Origin of the sequence: Chryseobacterium culicis (genome assembly GCF_900108365.1) — a bacterium.
Classification (GTDB): domain Bacteria; phylum Bacteroidota; class Bacteroidia; order Flavobacteriales; family Weeksellaceae; genus Chryseobacterium; species Chryseobacterium culicis.
Map to the genome: position 1 here is coordinate 170,946 of NZ_FNWQ01000007.1, position 24,713 is coordinate 195,658.

The following is a 24,713-nucleotide window of genomic DNA, read 5'->3' on the forward strand; positions in this document are numbered from 1 at the left end:
GGTTATCCAAAAATGATCATTGGGTTATTGGTTATAGGGTGTTCGCAGATGGTACAGGGAAAATTATAGGCATTGCTTATATTTTCTGCCGTAAAAACTTCCTGTGGGGTTCCATAGGCGGAAACCTGTCCTGATTTCATTAATAAAATCTTATCTGCAAATTGTGCAGCAAGGTTCAGATCATGCAAAACAACAATGGCACTGTTCGCTTTTTTCGTGAAATTCTTAATGATTTCCAGTGCTTTATACTGATGTTTTATATCTAAATTGTTCAAAGGTTCGTCCAGAAAAACCAGTTTATGAACGATATCATTTTCAAGCTGCGCCATTACTCTTGAAAGGTGTACACGCTGTTTTTCTCCTCCGGAAAGGGTATTATATTCTCTCTCCTTCAAATGAAAAATATCGGTTTCATACATCATATTATTCAGGGCTTCCAGATCTTCTTTTCCCGGCTGGGCATCGAAATAGGGATACCTACCCATCATGATTACGTCTTTCACCTCAAGCGGAATATCGTTGCTGTTATGCTGTGAGAACTTTGCCTTATGTTTGGAGAGCTCCCTGATATTCCATTCTCTGATCGGTTTATTTTTAAACAAGACTTTGTTAGGGCCGGACTTCACCTCATCTGCCAATACGCTGAGAAGGCTTGACTTCCCTGCTCCGTTGGGTCCTACAATGGCCAGAAATTCACCATATTCCAGAGAGACATCTACCCCGTCCAGAATCCGGAATTCTTTATGTTTATAATTGATCTGGTGTGCCTTGATCATTACAGTGATTTTTTAAATTTAACCAAAATAGCGATAAAAATAGGGCCTCCCATTAAGGCTGTTAAAATGCCAATGGGCAGTTCTGAAGGGGCTACAATACTTCTGCTGAAGGTATCTGCCGTCAGTAACAAAATACTTCCGCAAACAGCTGACAGGGGTAAAATAAAAGCATAATTGGATTTGAACAAAAGTCTTAGAATATAAGGTACAATAAGTCCTACAAATCCAATGGTTCCTGAGAATGCCACACAGCTTCCTACCATTAACGCTACGATGATGATGATCTGCTTTTTCAGTCTTTCCACATTGATTCCCAGATGGTATGCATCTTTTTCTCCCAGCATCATTGCATTTAAGGCTTTTCCTTTAGGAAGTAAAACAATATAAGCAATGATCATGACGACAGCCAGAATGATATTCTTTGTCCATGTGGCTGCTGCCAGACTTCCCAAATTCCAGAAAGTAAGATCTCTGAGCTGCTCATCTTTTGAGATATAGATCAGAAATCCGGTGATAGAAAAGCCTATGGCCGTTATGGCAACTCCGGTAAGAAGCATCATGACTACATTTGTTTTCCCTCCGCTTGTTGAAATTCTGTATACCAGCATCATGGATAAAAAAGAACCGATAAAAGCCGCTATTCCTACCAGTGAAAACTGTACGGCTTCAGGAAGATATTCTTTGAAATGTCCTCCTAAAACAATCGCAATGGCTGCCAGCAATGTTGCTCCTGATGTAAGTCCTATTAAATCTCCTGTTGCCAGCGGATTCTTGAAAAGTCCCTGAAGACTGGTTCCTGAAACGGACAACATACTTCCTATTAAGATGGCCATGATGATTCTGGCTGCTCTTACGTCCCAGATCACATATTTATCACTGAGTGATAAGCCTGAATCCCCTTTTATCAATTGCCACAGTGCCATGAACGGAGATTTTTCACCGAAATCATAGACTCCTGTCTGAAGTGACAGTACTGCTATAATGACAAGCAGTACTGCACTTGTAATAAGATAAAAGTAAAGTTTACTTTGTGCTTTCAATTAAAAGTTTGTTTAATCCTACTGCTGCTTCTCCTAGTCTTGGTCCGAAACCTGATACTAAACCTCCGTCCATTGCGATAATCTTTTTGTTCTTACCGGCATTGGTCTGAGATACTCCCGGCATTTTAAGGGCTCCTTCGTTTCCTCCTGCTCCCTGAAGCCCCGTTTCGAAGAAGAATAGTACATCAGGATTAGCCTTTACCACTGCTTCCGGTGTCAAAGGTTTGAAATCTTCAAAATCAGTGACTGCATTTTCACCTCCTGCAAGGGTAATCAATGAAGCCATTGGAGTGTTTTTACCGCTTACCATCAGCATGTTTCCTCTCGCGTAAATGAACAATACTTTTGGTTTTTTAGCAATGGGCTGTACCTGTTTCAGATCAGCGTCAATTTTATCATTCAGTTTTTGATAGTCTGTATTTCCGATCGCTTTTGCAACCTGTTCGATCAGTTTTTTGGTTCCGTCAACGGTGTACTCCTGTTTGAAAACTTCAGTCTGAATTCCTGATGATTTGATTTTTCCCATTAATTCAGGGTTGATATCTTTATCAGATGCAAGAATCAAGGTTGGATTTACAGCCATGATCGGCTCGATAGTCATGGATCTCATGTGACCCAGATCTTTAGCTGTAGCTTTTAAAGAGGCAGGATAGGTACTGGTAACATCTGTTGCTACGATTTCTTTTTCGTGGCCCAGCGCAGCTACAATTTCAGTAATTCCGCCGTTTAATGTTACTATTTTATTATTGGATTTTGGTGCTTCAGAAGTGGCTTCTGTAGTATTTTCTTTTGCTGTTCCCTCTGCTTTTTTGCAGGAATATACTGCTACAAGTACAGAAGCTGCAAGGATGAATTTTTTCATGATATACTATTATTTGATTATTTATAAAGGCTCGAATTCAAAATTGGTGTACCCACGGTTTCCGTTGTCGTCTTTCATTTTATTAAACCTCAGCTTAAAGTAAAAACCTTCTGCATCTTTCAATACAAAAAAACGGTCTGCATATACAAAAGGAACAGGATTAGCTGCCGTACCGGTAGTAGTTCTCCACTTATCACCAATGGCTCTCTGATCATTAAAAACAAATTTAGCCGGCTCTACATCTTTCAGTTTAAATGCAGTGTAAGCCTGTTCCAGACTTCCGGTAACTGTTACCTGATAGGCACCTACTCCATTTAATGTATTGGTGGTAATAAAATCTGCATAGAAATAGCTTCCTGCACTGGTTGTAGGTCCCATGAATACTTCATTGGTAAATGTAGTGAATGCAAGATCCCATTTCTTTTTCTTGGGCTGAATCTTTACCGGTGTTCCCATTTTCAGGTTGAAGAATGAGAAGTTGTATTCCGAATCTTTGGTAATGATATATTCTTTGATATTGGCTCCTGTAGCATTTAGGTCGGCATATCGGATTTTATATCCGTTCTGAGCTCTGAGGATCTGAATTTTTTTCCATCCTCTTGCATCGCCTGATAAAGAGACAGAACCTGTTCCGATATTGCTGGCGGAAGGAATTTCCCTTCCAAGATTGATCAGATAGACAGGGTTATCCGCATCATTTTCTTTTACAGCATCAATCCCGGAAGTCTGAGTAAGAAAATTTCCATTTGGATTGTCCACATATTTCATGTTGGCGGCATCAAAAGTTCCTACCTGGGCGATATCTTTCAAGCTGGCAACGTCAGATTCTTTTACCGTACTGATATCGGAGGCATTAGGAATTTTAATAACGGTCATCGCTATGGATCCATTCATAATTACCCTGTATTCATCTCCTGTATAGAAGCCAAGATCCCAATCTGTTCTTTTATTAATGGCCGGATTGGTATAGTCGCTCAGATCAATCCACACCTGGTTAGGCTCTGTAGGACCTCCTATTTTGGCATTCACTTCAGATCCTGTCATGGGAGGAACCGGAACCGGATCTTCGTCTGCAGAAAGACAAGACTGTGCGGCCATCATAACAGAAAGAACAGAAAATATTTTTAAATACTTCATCATAGTAACTTATTATTTAAAATTGAAACATTAATCGGGCAAAATAACTTCTGCCATAATATAAATTAACAAAACCGTTAGCTGCGTTATGAGCAGTACCTGCAGTAGCAGTAGAATTGAGCCTTGTTACATCAAATATATTTTTCACTCCGGCAGAGATTTCAAAATGTCTGTTCCAGAAAGGCTGGCTCACAATGAAATCCATCATATGAAAACTGTCTATTTTCCCGAGTCGGAAATCATTGGCTCCGTCTGATACGTACAGTCTGTCCGGACCTGTGAATTTATAATAAAGGGCAAAGTTGGTAGCGGTACTTTTCAGTTGGTAAGTTGCTGAAGCTCCTGCCTGCACCAAATACTGGAAATCTGTAGGCGATGAAGATTTTAGATCATTCATAGATACAGATGTACCGTTGACAGATCCTCTTAAGGATAAAGCGAACTGATCTTTTTTGAAATCTACATTTGCTGAAAATAAAAGGTTCTTATAGTTATTAATATTCATGTATTTGTAGGTGGACGGCTCTTTTACCATCACCATTTCAATCCTGTCGCGCACATCCAGATATAATGCATCTATCCCGTACGCGATTTTCCAGCCATTGTCTACGGCAAAATTCTGATTCCAGAAAAGTCCGGCCGAGAATCCTTTTTCAGGATTTAAATCAGGATTTCCCTGTACGTCATGGTTAAGATTCACAAAATAGGTATACAGCTCGTCATACTTAGGAAAACGGTTTGCTGATCCTACTACAGCTCTCAGGTTTGAATTCTCAGAAGTTTTATATCTTGCAGATAAAGAGTAATTGTACTGATTATTAAAATTCTCGCTCAAAGAAAGTCTAACTCCTGGCCTTAAAGAGAATTTATCTGAAACATTCCATTCTGCAGAAAGGAAATTGGAATAGGTAAATATTTTTCTTTTTACCGCTTCTCCAAAGAAGTCACCGGCAATAAGTGCAGCATATCCATTGGTATAATCTAACTCATATCCTAACTGAAAATCAAATATTTTACTATCGAGGAAATTACTGAACATACCTCTGGAATAGATAACATCTGTTTTATAATAAGATCGTTCTTCCTGTCTGCTTTTCACAGTTCTGTTTGGAATATCATAATTGTAGTCGAAGAATTTTCTATCCTGATTCTGATAGGAGAAGTCTCCCATATAGCGGATATGCCCCAGGCTGGTCTGCATATTAAACTGATGAATCCAGCGGTCTGTATTGTATTGTCTGTCCCTGCTTTCGTAAGCTACGCCTCCCAATCCGTCGTTAAGGGGATTTCTGCTTACTTCCGGATTATAGAAGTTAAATTTTTCATTCAGATAAGACAGTTTATAAAAGAATGTGGTTTTATTTTTTGTATACCTTACTAATGCAGAAGCATCATACTGGTCTTTCGGATTCCATTCATACCCTCTCTGGTTATCCTGTCCGAAGTATTTGTAACCTTTGCTCTCCCCTTCATATCCCATAAACTGGTTATGGTTGAAATTGATACTTGCAAACCACTCATTGCTGATATTATAGTCTACATTCAGGTTCTGAATATGTCTTCCGTTTCCTCTTTTCTTAAGATCATACTGGTCTCTTACCGTTTCTTCCTGCAATGAACCTCTTACACTGATCTTTTTTGTATTGGTTTTCTTTGTAATGATATTGATTACCCCTGCCACTGCACCATTTCCGTACTCAACCCCCATACTCCCTTTTACAATTTCAATTCTCTCTATATTGCTTAGCGTAATTTTTGTAAGGTCAATATTACTTCCTAATCCTGTATCTCCTACCACCGGAATATTATCAATAAGAATCTTCACATAATCCCCGTTAAGCCCCATAATATTGGCTGTGGAGTTCCCGGAGCGGGTATCTGGTGTAATCTGTATGTTAAGACTTTGATTTAAAACTTCGGCAACATTCGTAGCGGCCATATTTTTAATCTGCTCGGCATCAATAACGTCAACCTTATAGATAGATTTGTTGATGGACTGCTGCATGTACTGTCCTGTAATAACAACTTCTTCAATTTTCTTTAGATTAAGAGAATCCTTTTCCTGTGCATTCATCCATAAAGCCATGGATAATGATAGAACGGACAGCACTTTCTTCTTCATAAGGGTACAAATTTTCGACAAATATAAAACTTTATTTAGACTCATTAAAAATAAATGTATATTTTTGTGGAATAATTCTAAATAAAAATAATCTCATGAAATTAAAATTACTTTTAGGAGCTCTTGTGTGTACGGCTTTCAGCGCCAATGCTCAGGTAGCTAACATCAATGAAAATTTTAATAATTTCACAGTTGGAAATACTACTTTCCCTCAATTCGGATGGTCTGCCATAGTAGCTCCGATAACAGGAGAATTCCCTCCAGTGCCGCCAAGAATGATTGTTGCAGGAGATTCTAATAGATTTATACAATCGTATGCCGGAAACAATGCTACAGGAACATCTTATCTTATCTCCCCGCAAATAGAAACCCCTGCAGGAAATAAAACATTGACTTTTGATACAACGCTGGTTTCTCCTTCGCCTGGTCCCGGAAGCATCCAGATCGGTGTAGCATCCAATCCCGCGGATATGTCAACATTTGTACCTGTTGGCAACCCTGTTAACGTAACAACTATTGGTACGGTTCAGAATATCAGTGTAAACATTCCGGCTTCTACAGGATCATATCTTGTATTCAAATTTACACCAACCGCTACCCACGTGGCGATTCAGGTAGATAATGTAGTGTACAGCACCACTGCTTCCCTGGGCGTTTCAGACAGCCATAAATCAACGGAAAATTTCAGATTTGCTTTAAATTCTGATCAGTCTGCATTAGAATTTATTGTAAAAAAAGATCCTAAGAATATTGAGATCTACTCTGCTACAGGACAAAAGGCAGCAGAAGGGAAACTGAACGGACAAAGATTTGATATCAGCACACTCCAGACGGGTGTCTATTATATGAATGTAGAAACTGCAGAAGGAAAGCTTATCCAGTCAAAATTCATCAAAAAATAAGGTTTACCAGACTATTATTGACCCTTATAAAGCCTGCACGAAGAATCCTGCAGGCTTTTTTCATGTCCAGATTGATCCTCCTTTATCCTCCTTAAAAACAAAAACACGATAAAAATCATGTTTTTATTTAGACTGATTAAAAATAATTATATACTTTTGTGGAATCATTCTAAATAAGGATTTAAAAAATAGGTTATGAAAATAAAATTACTTTGGGCTTCAGTATTGGCACTTTCTGTTCAGCAGACTATTTTGGCACAAACTGATGCAATGGGATACTCGCAGGTAAATATGACGATGGGAAGCGGATACCAGAACCGCGTGTTTGTTAACCTTGCAGATGGTAATATGGTTTCTCAGCCTGCCAATAGCTGGGATATCGCTTTTTACAGAAACTCAAACTTTGCCTTCGGATCAAGAATAAATGACGCAAAAGATATTGAAGTATATACTGCTTCTACAAACTTAGCAGACTGGGATAATATCAGTATCAGTAATGAATCTTCTTGGGGAGCTCCGCTTTACAACCCGGATCAGACAACTGACTGGAGCCAGGGTGCTTTTGAACAGGGACCTGTAACGTCCCCTAATCCCAATATTCCTTCAACAGGTTGGGGAGTTTACAATCCTGTGAACCATCATATCCAGGGTAAAGCTATTTTTGTTTTAAAATATGCTTCAGGAACTTACATTAAGTTTGCCATTGAGGATGCTTTTGCGGGGTATACATTCAGGTATTCAAAATGGAACGGTACTGCATGGGGAGCTACAGAAACAAGAACAATCGCTAACGGAACAGATGATTCTTATTTCAATTATTTCTCATTTGATACAGGTGCAAAAGTTCCCGGTCTGGAACCATCCAGAACTGCATGGGATTTTGTATTTACCAAATATTACACATTCTACATGGGTGTACAGATGTATCCGCTTTCAGGAGCCATCCAAAGTCCTACAATAAAAGTAGCAATGGTACAGCCCGAAACTCAGGAAACGGCAGCTTCTGCAATCCCTGCAGCCACAAGCTTCTCATCAGCTATCACTACAGTAGGACACTCATGGAAGGGTATCGGAACTGTAAAAAATGATGTTGTATACTACGTTAAAAAAGGAAATGATTATTACAGAATGTACTTTACTACCAACGGAGGTGCAACTACAGGAAATATGTATTTCAAATACAAAAAGATCACGGAAACACTGGGCGTTACTGAGGTAGGGAAAAAAGCTTCTTTCGGTATTTATCCGAACCCTGCAACAGCAGATAAAAAAGTGACTGTTCTTTTTGATGTTAAGGAAAAAGCGGGGAACAAGGGAAGTGTGGAAGTTTATGATCTGACTGGTAAAAAGGTATATGCTGAAGAACTGACCAATCAGGCAGGATTCTACAGGCAGGATCTGAACCTTTCTACCCTTACTTCAGGAAATTACCTTGTAAAAATTACTTACGGCGGGCATTCAGAAACGAAAAAGCTTATCGTAAAATAAAAACTTTTATTGTAATACTTTCTATTTTTTCTAATAAAAAGGCGGTTTCAAACTCTTGGAACCGCCTTTTATCCTTTAAAATGAAAAGATAAAACTGTATAACAATTTTAAATCTTTTAAATCTTTAAATAAACTAATATATTTTAAATCCTTTGTAAACCTCTGCTGAGCTTTCCATGATTCTGGAAGCATCTTTACGGAAATCCAGAAGATGATCCTGACCGTTATGTCTGTTGTGGTGTTCCACACTTTCCCAAAGCTCGATCAGGAAGAAAGTTCCTTTATTATCTTTATCCTCGATAAGATCATACTGCAGGCAGCCTTCTTCTTTTCTGGTTTCTTTCACAAGGTTCTGAAAAAGCTCTACAGCATCCATCAGATAGTTTTCATTAAACTTAAAAAGTGCAATGATATGTAAATTCATGTTCTAATATTTAGTGATGTAAAAGTAAAATATTTTCAAAACCAAATATATATTTCTACCCTTTATTTTTCAACACCGGGTATAATTTCTACGTAAAAACTGATTTATAAATAGTTATGGCACTCATCACAATCACCAAGGTCCCGATAATCACAAACATTTTCTTCACCGGAAGCCTGGCGGTAAGCATAGCTGAAAAAGGAGCAGTAATGATTCCCCCTATTAAAAGCCCGAGAATGATATTCCAGTGCTGAATTCCCAGGGTAAAGAAAAAAGTAACAGCAGCCGTAATGGTAAGAATAAACTTCGCTACCGTAGAACTTCCTACGGCAAATCTTGGTGTAAAAGCATTTTTTATGAGTGTTCCTGTAACCAGCGGCCCCCATCCCCCACCGGCAAAAGAGTCTATAAAACCTCCTATAACTCCCAGTCTTGTCAGGTTGGTTTTTCTTTTCAAGGCTTTATTTTGCTTTTCTTTAAAAGCATTGGAAAGAATCTGAATTCCGAGGTATAACGTATAAAAAGCAATTAATGTTTTGGTGATTTTTGCATAATATTCTCCCAGATAAGTAAGAGATACAGCGCCTATTATTGCCCCGATTACAGCTGGAATTGCCAGTTTTTTCACCAGGCTTTTGCTTACATTCTTCAGTTTGATGTGGCTGAGGCTTCCCGCTGCTGTGGTGAAACTTTCTGCAGAATGTATACTTGCGCTTACAATATGCGGCGGAATATTCAGAAGCATCAGGGTTGTGGTACAGATAACCCCATATCCCATTCCCATAGATCCGGCGACAATTTCTGCAAAAACACCTACCAGAAGCATCCAGTAAAAAATATAATGATCTTTTGCTAAAACCGTAAGCAGCTCATCCAGATATCCTAATTCGTACATTGATAAGACAGCAATGGATATCACAGCGGCTGTCACGAAAAGGACATTAAGCCGTATCTGAATTTTTCTTGAAATTACCATATTACAGAATCTTTTTAGTCCATTTTACTCCATTAGCAGCAGCTTGTATAACAAAAAAAATGGCAAGCAGTTTTTCTTTCCTGGAACTGTTTGTGATATTTTCTTCACATAACATAAATGCAGCATCCGGACGTGCTATGGCTGCAGGGGTTATAAGCTTTTGTAACTGGTTGGCTTCTTCTTTTGAAATCATACTTTATTCATTTGAAGTAGTGCAAATATCTGATAAAAATATTTATTCTACAAAATAAGTAGACTATTAATTCAAAAAAAAGGACCGGGTCAGTCGACCAGATCCATTAAAGTTTTACTTTCCAGAATGTTCAGTGATGCATCCCGAACTTCTATCAGAACATCATGAAGTCCGCAGTGGTCTTCATTGCAGTCTTCACATTTTTCATAGAAATTCAGACTTACACAGGGAAGCATAGCAATGGGGCCATTGACAAGGCGAATAATTTTGGCCAGCTTCACATTTTCAGGGTTTTCTTTAAAAAAGTATCCGCCGCCCTTTCCTTTTTTACTGTCAAGAATGTCCGCTTTTTTCAGTTCAAGCAGGATATTTTCCAAAAACTTTAAGGGAATCTTTTTGTGTTCCGCAATTTCAGAAATAAGAATAGGGCCATCATTTCTTTTTTCAACAAGATATGAAAGCGCCTTAAAAGCATATTGAGATTTTTTTGAAAGCATTACAGCAAAAATAAGAAAATTGTTTAATATTTGAAAAAGTACAAAACAGACTGTTATAAAAGCATGAAAAGGACAGTTTTCGTATCCGTAATTTTACGGTTTTCCGCATGATACGTTGTCTTTCTCCCATTAAATCATTATGTTTGCCATATGTTCAGTAAACAAGAGGCACAGCAATTAAAAAAAGAATTTTGGACTTCTTTTGGAAAATCGTTTCCCCGCAAATGGATTCTCTATGACACCAAAATCAAGGACATGGCATTTAAATTTTCTGCAGACAATAAAAAAGCAGAAGTATCTCTGGATATCGAGATGAAAGACGAAATTTTCCGTAATGCCTACTACGAAAAGATCTGGTCACTGGAAGATATTTTAAAAGAATTCATTGGAGATTTTCACAAAGAAGAACATTTCGCTTTAGAAAACGGCAAGATTATCAGCAGAATATGGATCGAGAAGCATGGCGTTTCCATCTTTAATAAAAATACCTGGCAGGAGATTTTCGAGTTCTTTGTGGACAAAATGGATGGTTTCGAGAGGTTTTACTATGAATATGAAGATTTTATAAAGGATATTTAATATACTTACAAAATAAATACAATTTCATGCTTAGTTTTAAGATAAAAAAAGAAAACTTATCTTTGCCGCACCACTTGAACTAATAGATGAAACTAAACTAACATGATTAAAAATGAGAAAAGTATACAAAAACATTTTTGGGGAAGTTATCTCCAAAAGTAATGCTGTGAAGCTAGACGAATATCATCTGTATTATTATGAGGAAGGTTCTGATTTCCTGAAGGAAATTGAATTCATCAACGAAGACAGTGTTTACAACATCAATTATTATCTAAGTGACGGTGAAGATGAGGCGCAGGTAGTAGATTATCTCAGAGAAAAGTCAGATTTTTTTGATATTGAAAAAAAAGAAATTACCGACCATTTCATTATCTCCACCAATAAGCTGTATTCCCTGTCTGTAGATGAGCTCCCCTTAATTTCCAAGACGGTTTTCAAAACAGACGATCCTGAAAACTTCATCTGTTCACAGGTTATAGACAACGAAACCCATGAGCCGCAGCTTGAAAGAACCATAAAGTGCTGGTATACCCACGACGAAAACGGTGAAAAATACGCAGCCTTAGAATGCAGCTACCAGGAAGACGGAAAACTGGAGCTGGCTGTAGACAAAACTTCAGATCCTGAACATGAAGAAAACTGGTCCCATTATGATTATGATACTTTCCCGGACCTCCAGGCCAAGATCGCTTCTGATATCAGCTATTACAGAACAGCCGCATTACTTCCCAAAGAAGCCCTTCAACAATAATCTTTAGTCTATACCCATCAATCTTACTATTAATCCATGGAATAACTCGATTTTTTGCACATAAAAAAATGATTGAATGAGCAACAATCAAAAAACAATTGACATTTAAGTTACAATAGATAAAGAAACCTTCGGGTTTCTTTTTTTGTTCTGATAAACAGCATCGAATAACAAAAGAGATGAGTATCAGATTGAATAAAACATGGGATAAAAAACTCCCGGAAGACTGCTCTTCCGGGAGTTTGATATTTTATCCAAATTTCTTTTTTCTTAACCAGAAGAATAATCCTCCTATAAGACCGATAATTGCAAGCGGAAGCAGTAAATTCAGCCATTGCCATGTGGATTTCTCTTCAGTAATTCGTTGTCTGTCCAGCAGTCTTTCTTCAATGTTTCTGTTTCTGAGCTCCATCAGGTTGCTGTCATCCAGCAGATAATCCAACGCATTGCGAAGGAATTGTTCGTTTCCAAACTGCTCGTTCGTTAACAGATCTACTCCTAACGGCAGCGGCTTGCCTTTGATTACTTTGTTTCTTCCCACATCTCCATCAGCAATAATGATCATTTTATTTTCCGGGCTTGATGCTTTGAATCCCGGGTAAGATTTTCTTTCAATTCTTGATGCATATGCTGAGTTAAATTTCCCTTCCAGCGCTACAGCGAAGATCTTTGGTGTGCTTGGCTTTTCCATTTGTCCAAGGCTGTCTACACTCGCAATTTCTTTCAGATCCACATAGTTCGGAACCTGTTTCAATAATGTTCTTTCGCTGGATTCAAAAAGAACTTTTGTTTTGATATTCTTTCTTCCCCCCAGGGTATCAATGGAGGTTGGGAATTCAAATTTTACAGGATTGATATTTTTGGTGACCGGATTATTATCTTCAGCAATTCCAAGCGGATAATACGGCCAAGGTAGGCTTGTATACTGAGGATTTCCGCCTACTTCACCGGTTACCAGCCTTAGTAAGGCAAACTTTTTAACATCTTTTACCAATGCAGGATTAATTCTCACTCCATAATTGAAGAAGAAATCTGTCATATTAATATCTACCGGGAAAGGCATTACTTTTTTGGACCTTGTTAAAGTATCCATTTCAGCATTTACCGCATCAATCATCCAAAGCGTTTTCCCTCCATTCATGATGTACTGATCAAGAATTACTTTTTCGGTATCCGTAAATGCTTTTCTTGGTTTTGCAATCACCAGGGCGCTCATTTGCTTTAACAGGGGAACATCTTCTACGGAAAGTTCAGTCTGATTTTTAGGAATAATAGGTCCCGCATCATAATTTTCCATAGCCAGCTGTACAAATCCCTGGAATTCATCCGGGTTCAGTTCATCATGATTTACCAGAATTCCGATTTTCTTTCTTTTTGCGGCGGCTATATTCTTGATATTGGAAACCAGGTTATACTCCAATCCTTCAATAGATCTTGTCAGCTGCTGATCAGCATCAATCCCGGCCTGCTGCACTACTAGTGGTATAGAGACGCCATTACTTCCATGTTTGATTACAGCATACGGGAAAAGAGTGATCTGTGAGATTTTTCCGTCTTTTACATCCGGAAGAATAGAAGGCTGCATACCCATCGCCATCAGGGTATCCTGAGACATTTTTGTTTTGATGGGATCTATGAATTTAAAATCAATCTTCGGATTAATTTTTCTGAATTCTTCCAGCATAAATTTCGTTTCGCTTTGCAGCTGCTTGAAACTCGCAGGGAAATCTCCTTCCAGATATACTTCAACAGTGAGAGGCTTTTTCACAGACTCCAGAACTTTGATGGTATTATCGGAAAGTGTATATCTTTTTTCTTTCGTTAAGTCTAATCTGATTCCCGAATACGCCAGGATAATAACCAAAGGAACAATTACAATTAAGAATATTCCCAGTGGGGATTTAGCATTGAACTTCTTCATAATTCTACTTCTTTTTGTTAATAAAATGATTAGACAATACTAATGAAGCGCCAATAACAAGAACGAAATAGGCTACATCCTTAAAATCAATAAGCCCTCTTGTAAAGCCCAGGAAATGCTGATAAAAGCCGATATTCTGAAGAATAAAATCGGCACCTCCCAATAGTTTATAACTTGCCAGCTGCTCGATTCCAAAATACATAATAAAGCACATGAAAACGCCTAGCAGATAGGCCATAATCTGATTTTGTGACAATGAAGAAGCTAAAATTCCTACTGCAGAAAATGCAGCTATCAATAGAATCAGTCCAAAATAGCTTCCGAAAGTCATTCCGAGATCAATATTCCCTGCAGGAACTCCCAGTACATACACTGTATAAAGGTAAATTAACGAAGGAATAAGGCATAAAATACCAACAATCCAGACAGAAAGGAATTTTCCAGCTACCAGTTCAGAAACTTTTAAAGGCTGAGAAAACAGCCAGTTCAAAGTTCCGGTCTGCTGCTCTTCCGCAAAAGTTTTCATGGAAAGTGCAGGAATGATAAACATCAGCAGCCATGGAACCAATACGAAATAGCTCTGAAGCGATGCCATTCCGATCTCAAAAATATTAGAATCATTGTCGAAAAAGAACAGGAAAAGGGTTGCGATCAGATTGAAAGCAGCAATGATCACCCATGCACTCCAGTTTCCAAAGTAACTCCAAAGTTCTTTCTTTAAAATTGCAATCATAGTTTTTTTGTAAGATGTAAAAAGGATGAATGTATCAGGGACACAGCTCCTACTCCACAATTATTTGTTTTTTTTATTTTTGTTAACCAGTTTCACTGTCATCATAATCAGAAATACAAGAACGAAAAATCCTGCAATTAATTGCCACCAGTATTCGATCACCATAGATTTTAAGATGACCGTAAATACCACCAGAAACAGAATGAAAGTTGCAATTTCATTAGCCTGTCTCAGTTTGATATTGGCAATGGGCAGTGTACTGCCGTTCAGTACTTTTAAATGAAGGACTTTTTTCCAGCACCAGTAATGATAAACAGCTAGCCCGATAAGAAAGGTGAGTTTCAGATGAAACCACGCCATTTTCATCAGCCCCGGATTCAGAAGGATCATGACCAATCCGCAAACCGTCATGATTACCCCTGCCGGAACGGTGATAATATTCCACAGTCTTCTGGCCATAAAAGTGTACTGCTCTCTCAGAATTTTCTTCTTTTCTTCTTGAAATTCATCGGTATCCTTATAGTAAACAAAAATTCTCACGAGATAAAAAATTCCCGCAAAATAGCTTACCATAAAAATAATGTGCAGCGCTTTGATTATTGTATAAAGCATTCAGAAAAAATTAACAGCAAAGATAAGCTTATTATATAATTGTTAAAAATAAATTTCTTTTGATCAGGAAATTATAAGTAAAATAGGTTTATCTAAAAAATAGTTCGGCTCGGGGCAGCAAAGCTGCCCGAGCCGAACATTATATTTTCATTGTTGTAACCAATTCAATAATTAAGAGATCACTCCTAATTCTTTACCAACTTTTTCAAAAGCAGCAATGGCTTTATCCAGATGTTCTCTTGTGTGAGCCGCAGATAGCTGTACTCTGATTCTTGCTTTTCCTTTAGGCACTACAGGATAGAAGAATCCGATAACGTAAATTCCTTCATCCATAAGCTTTTCAGCCATTTTCTGAGAAAGCGGTGCATCGTAAAGCATTACCGGAACAATAGCAGCATCTCCTTCAGGAATATCAAAGCCTTTCGCTTTCATTTCCGTTCTGAAATATTCTGCATTTTCCATTACTTTATCACGAAGGGATGTATCATCAGAAATCATATCCAATACTTTCAAAGCGGCTCCTACAATTCCAGGTGCCAGAGAGTTAGAGAATAAATAAGGTCTTGAACGCTGTCTCAGCATATCAATGATCTCTTTCTTACCGGAAGTAAATCCTCCTAAAGCTCCACCTAAAGCTTTTCCTAAAGTAGAAGTGATGATATCTACTCTACCCATTACATCATTGGCTTCGTGAGTTCCACGACCAGTTTTCCCGATGAAACCTGTGGCGTGAGAATCATCTACCATTACCAAAGCATCATATTTATCGGCAAGGTCACAAACTCCTTTTAAGTCTGCCACGATACCGTCCATTGAAAATACTCCATCTGTAACGATGATTTTAAAACGGTGATTTTTTTCAGAAGCAGCAATCAATTGAGCTTCCAGATCAGCCATATTATTGTTTTTATATCTGTATCTCGCTGCTTTACACAAACGAACACCATCAATAATTGAAGCGTGGTTTAATTCATCTGAAATAATAGCATCTTCTTCTGTAAACAAAGGTTCAAAAACACCTCCATTCGCATCAAATGCAGCAGCATAAAGAATAGTATCTTCAAGACCCAAGAAATCAGCGATTTTTTTCTCCAGATCTTTATGAATATCCTGTGTTCCACAGATGAAACGTACAGATGACATCCCGTAACCATGAGACTGAATCATATCCTGAGAAGCTTTCATTACTTCAGGATTGTTTGATAATCCCAGATAATTGTTTGCGCAGAAGTTCAAAAGCTTTTTTCCATTGGCCTCAATTTCTGCACTTTGCTGAGAGGTGATGATTCTTTCTCTTTTGTAAAGTCCGTCATTCTCAATATTCTGAAGTTCGTTCTGTAAATGTTGAAGGTATTTTTCAGAGATCATTTTTTGGTAATTTTTTAGATGTGCTAATTTACTAAAAAGGCAGTAAAATAAAATCTTTTATCCGTTTAATTCTAAAAAAACAGGATAGATTTCAGTTTTAACATTATCAGTCTACAAAATTAGTAGGATAATATTTATATTTGTTTAAAATTTTAATGCATGAGATTAAAGCCGGTACAAAAAATAAAGCAAATTAGTTCAGAAACCTTTATTAATACTTATATGAAGTCTAGAACTCCTGTTATTCTTGAAGACTTTGTGCATCCGGAAAGTCCAGCCTTCAAAAAATGGAATTACGAGTATTTTAAAGAAATTGCGGGTAACCATGTGGTTAATATATACGGAAGTGAGCTAGACTCTCTGGACAGAGTGGCGAGTGATCCTATCGGACAATCCACCTTTTCAGAATACCTTGACCTCATTCTGTTTGCCCCTACAGAACATAGACTTTTTCTGTTCAATTTATTAAAAATAAAACCCGAACTCAAGAATGATATCATCTACAATGACGTTACGAATGGTAAAATACTGAAATGGCTGCCTTTTATGTTTTTCGGAGGTGAAGGCTCAGTAACCAGAAATCATATTGATATTGATATGTCCCATGTTTTCATCACCCAGTTTCAGGGGATCAAAAGAGTATGGCTGTTCCCTTGGGAACAGTCTGATTTTATGTATAAACTGCCTTACAATTTTCACAGTCTTACTCAGATAAAAAATCCGGATTACAGGAAATATCCGGCACTGCTCTATTTGAATGGTTATGAAGCGATTATCCGTCCTGGAGAAACTCTTTATATACCTTCCGGATGGTGGCATTATATTCAGTATGATACAGAAGGCTATTCCATATCTGTACGGGCGCTTCCATCGAGTGCTCTTGAAAAATGGCGTGGCTTTAAAAACCTTGTCATCACAAGGCATTTTGATAATTTTATGCGGAGAATATTCAAAGAAAGATGGTTTGACTACAAAGTACAAAAAGCAATAAAAAGAGGTGCCAGAGCGGCCAGAAAGCAAAGAAGCTTTCAAATTTAATATAAAAACAAAACGGACTTGGAGTCCGTTTTGTTGTATTTAATTACATTTAAATTTTATTTAGATTTATTTTTTAATAAACTTCTGCGTAAATTCAGATTTTTCTGTTTTTACTTTTATAATATAAACTCCTGTAGTTAAATCGGAAATATGTAAACTTTTATCAGGATTAAAAATATTTTTAATAAGACTTCCTTTTGCATCAAAAATTGAAACCAGACTGATTTTTGCATCGCTCTCAATATTCAGTATCTCTTGAGCGGGGTTAGGCGATATTTTAAAAGTTTGCTCTTTAGATGTTTCATGTACGGCCAAAGATCCTCCTAACTTTGTAATTTTCATATTATCAATGTAGAAACCTCTGGGAAAGGGAGGATAACTGAAATTAATTTTATGTACTGAGCCTATAACTGCATTAGCATTACCTGTTAAAACAAAAGGTGCTGAATATTCGAGATTACCGTCAATATAACAGGTTAAGGAATTTTCAGAATTCTTTAGAACGAATCTGATATTATGCCACACATTGGGTTGAAGAACAGGTCCTGTCGATTCTCCTCCAGTAAATGGTTTTATCCAGTTTATATTTTTGGTAACACGGGTTAGAACAAAACCGCCAAGTCCAGAAGCGCCTGGAGTATTAGTGGAAATGCTAAATCTGAAATTATCCGTGGGATAAGAAACAAAATCAAATACATAATGAAAATCAAATGATATTTCACTATCACTGCTTCCAATCAGAGCAGAGAGGTCTTTACTAATTTCTACAGGAGATCCACTGCCACCCTCTAAAGCTAACGAGCTAACACCATCAGTGGCTTTAGCAGTACTTATTTTTAAAAAATTTAAATCTAAGGATGGATTATTTGTATTCCAGATTTCCCAGCCGTTCTGTCCTACAATTGTTCCCTGATTATATCCTTCAGAAGCCTCAAATGAAATGGTCTGAGTTTGGGCATTTAAAATTAATCCTACAGGAAATAAAGCTAATAAATAAAGCAGTCTTCTTTTCATGGTTAAATTTATAGTATTATAATTTGTAATTTAATATTTTACAAATTTAATATTCTTTTCCTGGATTGTAATAATATAAGTTCCCGGAACCAATTCTGCTATTCCGATTGACTTACCTGGCTGATAAGTTCCTCTTATTACCAACTTACCATCTACTGCATGAATGGTGAAATCTGTAGCTTTCTTAATTCCTTTCAGGTTAATTTCATTTTTGGCAGGATTCGGATATAAGCCAAAGCTTTCTTTTTCAGCAGAAGAAACACTTAATGTATTATCCTGGGTAACTGTAGAGTTTTTCTCAATAATCTGGTATTCATAATTAAACTGAACACTTGCAATCGGGAAAGTTACCGATTGAAGAAAATACTGATTATTAGAAGTATTATTCAGTACCAGATAAGCAGTCTGCCCCGCAGTTCCGGTTACTTTAATCGGTAAAGGCATTTCGAAAAAGCTCACCAGAGCGCTGCTTTGGGTCTGAGAAACTTTAAATACCGCCTGATTACCGCTTTGCATCCATTTGATATTATAAGTAGGATATCCTTCTCCGTACACCCAATCGTTAAAAAACTCTGTAAAGTCAGTTCCCGTAGACTGAAGAAGGGAGGCATTAAAATCAGAGGTACGCACATAACTGTATGCCAGATTCGGTCTTGCATGATAATCTTTAAGTGCCTGATAAAAAACAGCATCCCCTAAAATCCACTTCAGCATTCTCAGGATGTATCCTCCTTTAGAATATGATAATCTGCTATCGAATATTCTGCCGATACTGGATAATCCGCTATCTGGTACATAAACGCTGCCTCCTGCACTTCCTGTAATAAAGCCAGACTGCCCCTGTAAATAGTTCAGGAATTCATTATTGGTCATCAGCAGCTTTTCATTGGCTACGTGCTCTCCGAAGGTAGCAAAACCTTCATTCAGCCAGATATCATTCCATGCACCACAGGTTACTTTATCTCCAAACCATTGATGAGCAAGCTCATGTGCAATAAGCTGTTTGCTCCAGGCTCCCATAGAAGACATGGTCTGATGCTCCATACCGCCTCCGTACATAAACTCCATATGGCCATATTTTTCATTGCGGAAAGGATAAGCGCCAAAATAGGTTTCAAAAGTATCCATCACCTGCTTTGTCCAGTTAATATTGGCGATACTGGTGGCACTTGAATTTGTGGATGGATAAATATAGTTGACAAAAGGAAAAGGAGGGTTTCCGATGGTATCTGTAAGCTTGACAAAATTAGTAATTGACAGTGCTATCAGGTACGCGGGAGTAGGATACATTGTTCTCCAGAAAGTAAGCTTCGTGGATCCTGTAGGAAAAGTTTCGGACATCAGTTTTCCATTAGCTGCAACGCTGTAATTGGAGGGAGTAGTAATTTTAAAATCGAATCTTTCAATTTTATCATTTAAACTTTGTTTTGTAGGAAACCAGTCCTGTGCTCCGTAAGGCTCATTTAAAGTAGACAGAACCGGAGTTCCGCCCTGAAGTGATGTTCTAAAAGCATCATTAACAGTAGATGGCGCACCGGCGTAATAAATAGTAAGCGAGTCTACTACATTGGCAGGTAAAGAAGCTGGAAAGTCAATCTTCAATTCTTTTGACGGAAGCTGTTGAAAACTGGTAATATTAGTTCCGTGATATTTCACCTGAGAAACTGTCAAAGAGTTGGAAAGATCAAAATAAATACTTCCCATGCTCTGGTTAGGCTTAAAGTGAGAGGTTACCGATCCGGAGATATTGTATACTGCAGGATCCAGGCTGACATCCATCCTTTGATACTGTAAATCGTAATTTAATGTATTGGGATTGGTATTCCCAATGTTCATTTTATGAGTGAAGGATTTTTTCTCTTTCTCGATCAATCCTTTCATATCGGTATTCTGCTCATATTTCTGTCCATACAATGGCTGAAACAATACAAAACCCAACAGCAACAGGTACAATTTTGTCATGTTTAGAAAAATTTAATCAAATATAAAAAAAACCTTTTAATCCATGATTAAAAGGCTGTTATAATATATAAAATAAAATATTTCTAAAGATCCAGTGCAGGTTCCAGAATTTTTTCCATTCTCTTTTTCACCATATCTACAGATCCCGAATAGTTATTCACCATTAAGGAGAATACTAATGTTTTTCCGGAATTTGTTTTCAGGTAACCTGCTAATGTTTTTACTTTATTTAAAGTTCCTGTTTTCGCAAAAACCTGTCCGTTCCCCTCTCCGATGAACATTCTTTTCAACGTTCCGGATTGTCCTCCAATGGGAAGAGAAGTCAGATAAGATCTGTAATATTTCTGATCCATCAGAGAAGTAAGAAATTTTGCTTGAGAAATAGGAGTTACATTATTGCTTCTTGAAAGACCGCTTCCATCCATATAATTAAGACCATTCATATCAAAACCTGCCTCTCTTAAGTGATTGGTCACCACTATTCTTCCGGATTCTGAAGTCTGATCTCCCATTTTCTGATACCCTACTGTTCTTAATAAAGCTTCTGCCAATGAGTTATCACTATGTTGGTTCGTGTAGTATATAATATCACCTAAAGTCGGAGATTTATAAGCAGCCAGCATTTTTCTGCTTTCCGGCGCTGAATCTGTCATTTTCGGAGTTACTTTTCCTGTAACAGGAATTCCGCTTTTTACGAGAGTCGTTCTGAATGAGTTGGCAAGATATGCCGGAGCATCAGGCAGCCTGGTTGTTAAAGCTCCGTTTCCTTCGTATTTATCAGCATATACCATTTGATGATTGTATGGAGAAACATAGAAAAATTTTCTATCAGTAGAGAAACTTCCTTTTTTAACAATCAGTTTTTCGTTGGCCGGGTTAATATCTTGAGTGCTTCCTGCAGGCAGATAATAATTATTATTTTCCAACCATACAACATTTTCCGGAAGCACTGAAATATTGCCTTTGAAAAGCGCTGTCTGAATGATAATATCACCGTTTACCTTTTTGATTCCCTCTCTTGAAACTCCGCCTGCGAAATCTGAAATAATATCTCTGTACGATGAAGCACCAGCTTTATTGGTTCCCAAAGACGGGTCTCCGCTTCCTATTACATAAAGATTTCCATTTAAAACTCCATTCTCATCAATAGTCCCTGAATACTCCAGCTGAGTCATCCAACGGTAGTTTTCCCCTAAAAGGTTCAATGCTGTTTCCGTTGTCAGGAGCTTTGTAGTGGAAGCTGGTACTAAAGGAGTGTTTTCATTGTACGAAGAGATTACCTTCTTCGTTTTCGGATCGTACACTACGAATCCCCAGTTTGCATTTTTCAGCACAGGATCCGCCATCATTGTGTTTACGTTTATGTCCACCAGTTCTTTTGCTGACAAAACAGTTTTCTCCACCATCGTACTAACGGGTGAAGGCAGGTTTAAGCTGCTTTTCTGACTGTCATAATTCTGAGAATAAAGAACGGTAGAAACGGTAGATTGAGCCAGGAAAAAACCAGAAGCCAACACCGCCGCACTTGAAAAATATTTTCTGAAATTTACCATCTATCTTCTTTTAGTTCTATAGCTTTGACTGTTCAAAAAATGATAGGTTAAATCATTCAATTCAAAAGTCAAACACTTAATCAACGTCCAAAAGTAGAAATTATTGTTATACAACGAGCTACAAGCGTCTTATAAAAGAGTGTAAAGTTTGTTAAAAATTGTTAAAAATCCACAAAAATATCTTTTTTAATGCTTTGATATGCAGTGATTTCATCAAATTCTTTTAAACTTATCAAAACCAGACTTTTGAATTTCTCATAGTTTTTTCCCCGGGGAAGCTTCAGCATAATCTGAAACTGATAGAGATTATTCAGCCTTGCAATCTGCGCTCTTTCCGGACCTAAAATACAGTCCTCCGGAAGATATTTTCTGAGGATAGAACCTAAAAACTGAGAAGCACGGTCTACCTTATCTTCTTTTCTGTGCTTCATTTCAATCATAATAAGCTTGGTAAAAGGCGGATAGTGGAATTTCTGACGTTCTGTAAGGATGTATTTATAGATTTTTGCAGGGTTATTCATTTTGATCAGCTGAAATACAGAATGCTCAGGATTATAGGTCTGAATCAGGATTTTTCCTTTTCCGGAAACTCTTCCCGCTCTTCCGGAAACCTGCGTGATCAGTTGATAAGCTCTTTCTTCTGCTCTGAAATCCTGTACATATAATAAGGAATCAGCTTTAGGAATGGTGACCAGTTCGATATGGTCAAAATCAAGTCCTTTGGAAATCATTTGTGTTCCCACAATAATATCGGTTTCTCCGTCCTCAATTTTTTCATACAGTTTTTCGTAGGCAAATTTCTTACGCATAGAGTCTACATCCATTCTGTCCACCTCATTCTCAGGAAACAGTTTGGAAATTTCCTCGTGAATCTGCTCTACACCTACTCCTCTTTCGTTCAGCTTTTCAGAATTACATTTAGGACAGGTTCTTGGTTTGGAAGCTCTTTGTCCGCAATAATGGCACTTCATTTCATTGGCTGCCTTATGATAGGTCATTACCACATCGCAATTGGAACAGTAATTAACATAACCACAGCTTTCGCACTCAATTACATTGGCATAACCACGGCGGTTGTGCAGAACAATGGCCTGATTTTTTTCATCCACCGTTTTCTTGATTTCCTCAATCATTTTCAAAGAGAAATTACCTGAAACCTTTTTAGATTCCTGGGCTTCTTTAAAATTGATGAGCTCATATTCCGGAAGATTCACATTCCCGAATCTTTCATTCAGGAAAACGTATCTCATTTTATCTTTCCGCGCTCTGTAATAGCTTTCCACAGAAGGAGTTGCTGATCCTAAAATTACACCGGCATTGTAAAACCCGCCCAGAACCAATGATGCGTCTTTAGCATTGAAATAAGGAGAAACTTCTCTTGGTCTGTATGCTGAATCATGCTCCTCATCTACCACAATAAGTCCCAGATTCTGATAGGGTAAGAATAAAGCATTACGGGTTCCAACCAGAATACGGATATCATTCTGCCTTATTCTTCTCCATACTTCTACCCGTTCAAAATCTGTCAGTTTCTGATGATAGAAGCCGAGCTGTCTGCCGTATTTCTTTTCTAATCTTTGGGTAATCTGCTTCGTCAGAGAAATTTCCGGCAGTAAAAAGAGAACATTTTTTCCGTCTCTGATGCATTCTTCAATTTTTTCTAAATAAATATGGGTTTTTCCTGATGAAGTAACCCCGTGAAGCAGGACATTTTTCCCTTCTTCAAATGCTTCATCAATCTCAGATTTGGCCAGTTTCTGCTGTTCAGACAGTTCTTCGAGTTCCTCAATTTCTCCTTCATAGCCTTCAATTCTGTCTTTTTGCATATAATATTCCTCTATAAGACCTTTGTCTGCCAAAGGTTTCAAGTGGGAGCTTCCGAAGTACCCGTCTTCAAACAGTTCCGATTTCTTAACAGGAATATCAGGATTTTCTGTCTGCTTTTCCAGAATAAGAAGGAACAGATCTTTTTGTTTCTGGGCCCTGTTCAGTTTTAAAAGGATATCCGTAAGGTTCTGATTAGCCAGAACGTCATCATTAATTCTTACATACGCTACTTCTTTTGCTCTGTATTTCTCGGCAATTTTCTCATCAATTTCAATGTACTGAAGGTCAATCAATGAATTGATGGTTTTGATAATATCTTTTTTAGGAATAAAAGCTTCGATATCCGTCAGATTGATGAGCTGGCGGACCTCCAGTGCCTGAATCAGGTACATTTCGTTGACATCCAGATTTTCAAAATTAACAACAGCACCCGGTTTTAATTTTAAATAGGTTTCACTTTCCAGCTTTAATGAGGAAGGAAATGAAAATCTATAAATTTCTCCCAGGCTGCACATGTAATACCCGGAGAGCCAGTTCCAGAAATTGATCTGCTCTTCAGGCATGATCGGCTGATCATCCAGCATGCTGATCACTTCTTTTGCCACAAAGTTTTCCGGCGCATTGTTATGAAGTTCAAATACAATTCCCGTATAGATTTTTTTTCCGCCAAAGGGTACCAGAACGCGCATACCAATTTGGATTTCAGGTATCATTTCTTCAGGAACTTTATAAGTAAAAGATCCTTTGAGATTCAGGGGTAAAACAATTTGAGCGTACTGCAAGGGAAATATTTAAAGTGTAAAATTAGATTTTTCCGGAGAAAACTGCAACTTTGTGGAGATTGTTTCAAGGTTCTTTAACAGACCATGAAATCCAATGAGCAAAAAATATTCAATAGAAATGGACTTTAATCCGTTTGACAGAGGTAAAATTTTAAC

The 24,713-nt window shown here is 37.7% G+C and carries 22 protein-coding genes; 5 read left to right on the plus strand and 17 right to left on the minus strand.

Annotation, left to right across the window (positions count from 1 at the left end; translation table 11 throughout):
- Window positions 1-2: 2 nt before the first annotated feature.
- The 5 genes from BLW74_RS20200 to BLW74_RS20220 are packed head-to-tail and all read right to left on the minus strand — an operon-like array spanning window position 3 to window position 5,937.
- Window positions 3-776, minus strand: a complete 774-nt coding sequence (locus BLW74_RS20200) for a heme ABC transporter ATP-binding protein (RefSeq protein WP_089695982.1) — start codon at window positions 774-776, stop codon at window positions 3-5.
- Window positions 776-1,816 carry a FecCD family ABC transporter permease gene (locus BLW74_RS20205; protein WP_089695985.1) on the minus strand — a complete coding sequence of 347 codons (1,041 nt, stop codon included), beginning with the start codon at window positions 1,814-1,816 and terminating at the stop codon, window positions 776-778. The genes BLW74_RS20200 and BLW74_RS20205 overlap by 1 nt, the downstream gene beginning before the upstream one ends.
- The gene (locus BLW74_RS20210; protein ID WP_089695990.1) at window positions 1,800-2,678 is read right to left on the minus strand and encodes a heme/hemin ABC transporter substrate-binding protein; all 879 of its coding nucleotides are present in this window, start codon (window positions 2,676-2,678) and stop codon (window positions 1,800-1,802) included. Before BLW74_RS20210 ends, BLW74_RS20205 begins: the two co-directional genes overlap by 17 nt.
- Window positions 2,679-2,699: 21 nt before the next feature.
- Window positions 2,700-3,818, minus strand: coding sequence for an HmuY family protein (locus BLW74_RS20215; protein ID WP_089695993.1), 1,119 nt, complete (start codon window positions 3,816-3,818; stop codon window positions 2,700-2,702).
- 13 nt (window positions 3,819-3,831) lie between these two features.
- Window positions 3,832-5,937 (minus strand): TonB-dependent receptor plug domain-containing protein, encoded by a 2,106-nt coding sequence (locus BLW74_RS20220; RefSeq protein WP_089695996.1) that lies wholly within the window; start codon window positions 5,935-5,937, stop codon window positions 3,832-3,834.
- A 95-nt stretch (window positions 5,938-6,032) separates the two neighbouring features.
- Here BLW74_RS20220 and BLW74_RS20225 point away from each other — a divergent pair, with 95 nt between their 5' ends.
- Window positions 6,033-6,839: a T9SS-dependent choice-of-anchor J family protein gene (locus BLW74_RS20225; protein WP_089695999.1), complete on the plus strand. Its 807-nt coding sequence runs from the start codon at window positions 6,033-6,035 to the stop codon at window positions 6,837-6,839.
- A 195-nt stretch (window positions 6,840-7,034) separates the two neighbouring features.
- A complete protein-coding gene (locus BLW74_RS20230) occupies window positions 7,035-8,327 on the plus strand; it encodes a T9SS type A sorting domain-containing protein (RefSeq protein ID WP_089696002.1) in 1,293 nt (430 codons plus the stop codon).
- A 133-nt stretch (window positions 8,328-8,460) separates the two neighbouring features.
- Here BLW74_RS20230 and BLW74_RS20235 read toward each other — a convergent pair whose 3' ends face one another.
- The 4 genes from BLW74_RS20235 to BLW74_RS20250 form a co-directional block, all read right to left on the minus strand.
- Window positions 8,461-8,751, minus strand: a complete 291-nt coding sequence (locus tag BLW74_RS20235) for a putative quinol monooxygenase (RefSeq protein ID WP_089696005.1) — start codon at window positions 8,749-8,751, stop codon at window positions 8,461-8,463.
- 88 nt (window positions 8,752-8,839) lie between these two features.
- Window positions 8,840-9,727: a sulfite exporter TauE/SafE family protein gene (locus tag BLW74_RS20240; protein WP_089696008.1), complete on the minus strand. Its 888-nt coding sequence runs from the start codon at window positions 9,725-9,727 to the stop codon at window positions 8,840-8,842.
- Between the two features lies 1 nt (window position 9,728).
- Complete coding sequence (locus BLW74_RS20245) at window positions 9,729-9,920, minus strand: hypothetical protein (RefSeq protein ID WP_089696011.1); 192 nt, start codon at window positions 9,918-9,920, stop codon at window positions 9,729-9,731.
- An 89-nt stretch (window positions 9,921-10,009) separates the two neighbouring features.
- Window positions 10,010-10,417 (minus strand): RrF2 family transcriptional regulator, encoded by a 408-nt coding sequence (locus BLW74_RS20250; protein ID WP_089696015.1) that lies wholly within the window; start codon window positions 10,415-10,417, stop codon window positions 10,010-10,012.
- A 150-nt stretch (window positions 10,418-10,567) separates the two neighbouring features.
- On the opposite strand from BLW74_RS20250, the gene BLW74_RS20255 reads away from it, so the two are divergent.
- On the plus strand, window positions 10,568-10,996 hold the full coding sequence (locus BLW74_RS20255; protein ID WP_089696018.1) for a DUF4268 domain-containing protein: 429 nt from the start codon (window positions 10,568-10,570) through the stop codon (window positions 10,994-10,996).
- A gap of 112 nt (window positions 10,997-11,108) precedes the next feature.
- On the plus strand, window positions 11,109-11,747 hold the full coding sequence (locus tag BLW74_RS20260) for a hypothetical protein (RefSeq protein WP_089696020.1): 639 nt from the start codon (window positions 11,109-11,111) through the stop codon (window positions 11,745-11,747).
- A gap of 250 nt (window positions 11,748-11,997) precedes the next feature.
- Here the strand turns inward: BLW74_RS20260 and gldG are convergent, their stop codons facing one another.
- From gldG to kbl, 4 genes are all read right to left on the minus strand, one after another.
- Complete coding sequence (gldG, locus tag BLW74_RS20265) at window positions 11,998-13,668, minus strand: gliding motility-associated ABC transporter substrate-binding protein GldG (RefSeq protein ID WP_089696024.1); 1,671 nt, start codon at window positions 13,666-13,668, stop codon at window positions 11,998-12,000.
- A gap of 4 nt (window positions 13,669-13,672) precedes the next feature.
- Window positions 13,673-14,401 carry an ABC transporter permease gene (locus BLW74_RS20270; protein ID WP_089696027.1) on the minus strand — a complete coding sequence of 243 codons (729 nt, stop codon included), beginning with the start codon at window positions 14,399-14,401 and terminating at the stop codon, window positions 13,673-13,675.
- A gap of 60 nt (window positions 14,402-14,461) precedes the next feature.
- Window positions 14,462-15,013 (minus strand): CopD family protein, encoded by a 552-nt coding sequence (locus BLW74_RS20275; protein ID WP_089696030.1) that lies wholly within the window; start codon window positions 15,011-15,013, stop codon window positions 14,462-14,464.
- A gap of 171 nt (window positions 15,014-15,184) precedes the next feature.
- Window positions 15,185-16,381, minus strand: coding sequence for a glycine C-acetyltransferase (kbl, locus tag BLW74_RS20280; protein WP_089696033.1), 1,197 nt, complete (start codon window positions 16,379-16,381; stop codon window positions 15,185-15,187).
- A gap of 159 nt (window positions 16,382-16,540) precedes the next feature.
- On the opposite strand from kbl, the gene BLW74_RS20285 reads away from it, so the two are divergent.
- Window positions 16,541-17,419 (plus strand): cupin-like domain-containing protein, encoded by an 879-nt coding sequence (locus tag BLW74_RS20285; protein ID WP_089696036.1) that lies wholly within the window; start codon window positions 16,541-16,543, stop codon window positions 17,417-17,419.
- Window positions 17,420-17,485: 66 nt separating this feature from the next.
- Here BLW74_RS20285 and BLW74_RS20290 read toward each other — a convergent pair whose 3' ends face one another.
- The 4 genes from BLW74_RS20290 to priA all read right to left on the minus strand — a co-directional run bounded on the left by BLW74_RS20290 (window position 17,486) and on the right by priA (window position 24,557).
- On the minus strand, window positions 17,486-18,433 hold the full coding sequence (locus BLW74_RS20290) for a T9SS type A sorting domain-containing protein (RefSeq protein ID WP_089696039.1): 948 nt from the start codon (window positions 18,431-18,433) through the stop codon (window positions 17,486-17,488).
- 30 nt (window positions 18,434-18,463) lie between these two features.
- Window positions 18,464-20,395, minus strand: coding sequence for a M1 family metallopeptidase (locus BLW74_RS20295; protein WP_089696042.1), 1,932 nt, complete (start codon window positions 20,393-20,395; stop codon window positions 18,464-18,466).
- A gap of 83 nt (window positions 20,396-20,478) precedes the next feature.
- Entirely contained in the window at window positions 20,479-21,948 is a 1,470-nt protein-coding gene (gene dacB / locus BLW74_RS20300) for a D-alanyl-D-alanine carboxypeptidase/D-alanyl-D-alanine endopeptidase (protein WP_089696044.1), read from the minus strand.
- 161 nt (window positions 21,949-22,109) lie between these two features.
- Window positions 22,110-24,557: a replication restart helicase PriA gene (priA, locus tag BLW74_RS20305; protein ID WP_089696047.1), complete on the minus strand. Its 2,448-nt coding sequence runs from the start codon at window positions 24,555-24,557 to the stop codon at window positions 22,110-22,112.
- Window positions 24,558-24,713 lie beyond the last annotated feature (156 nt).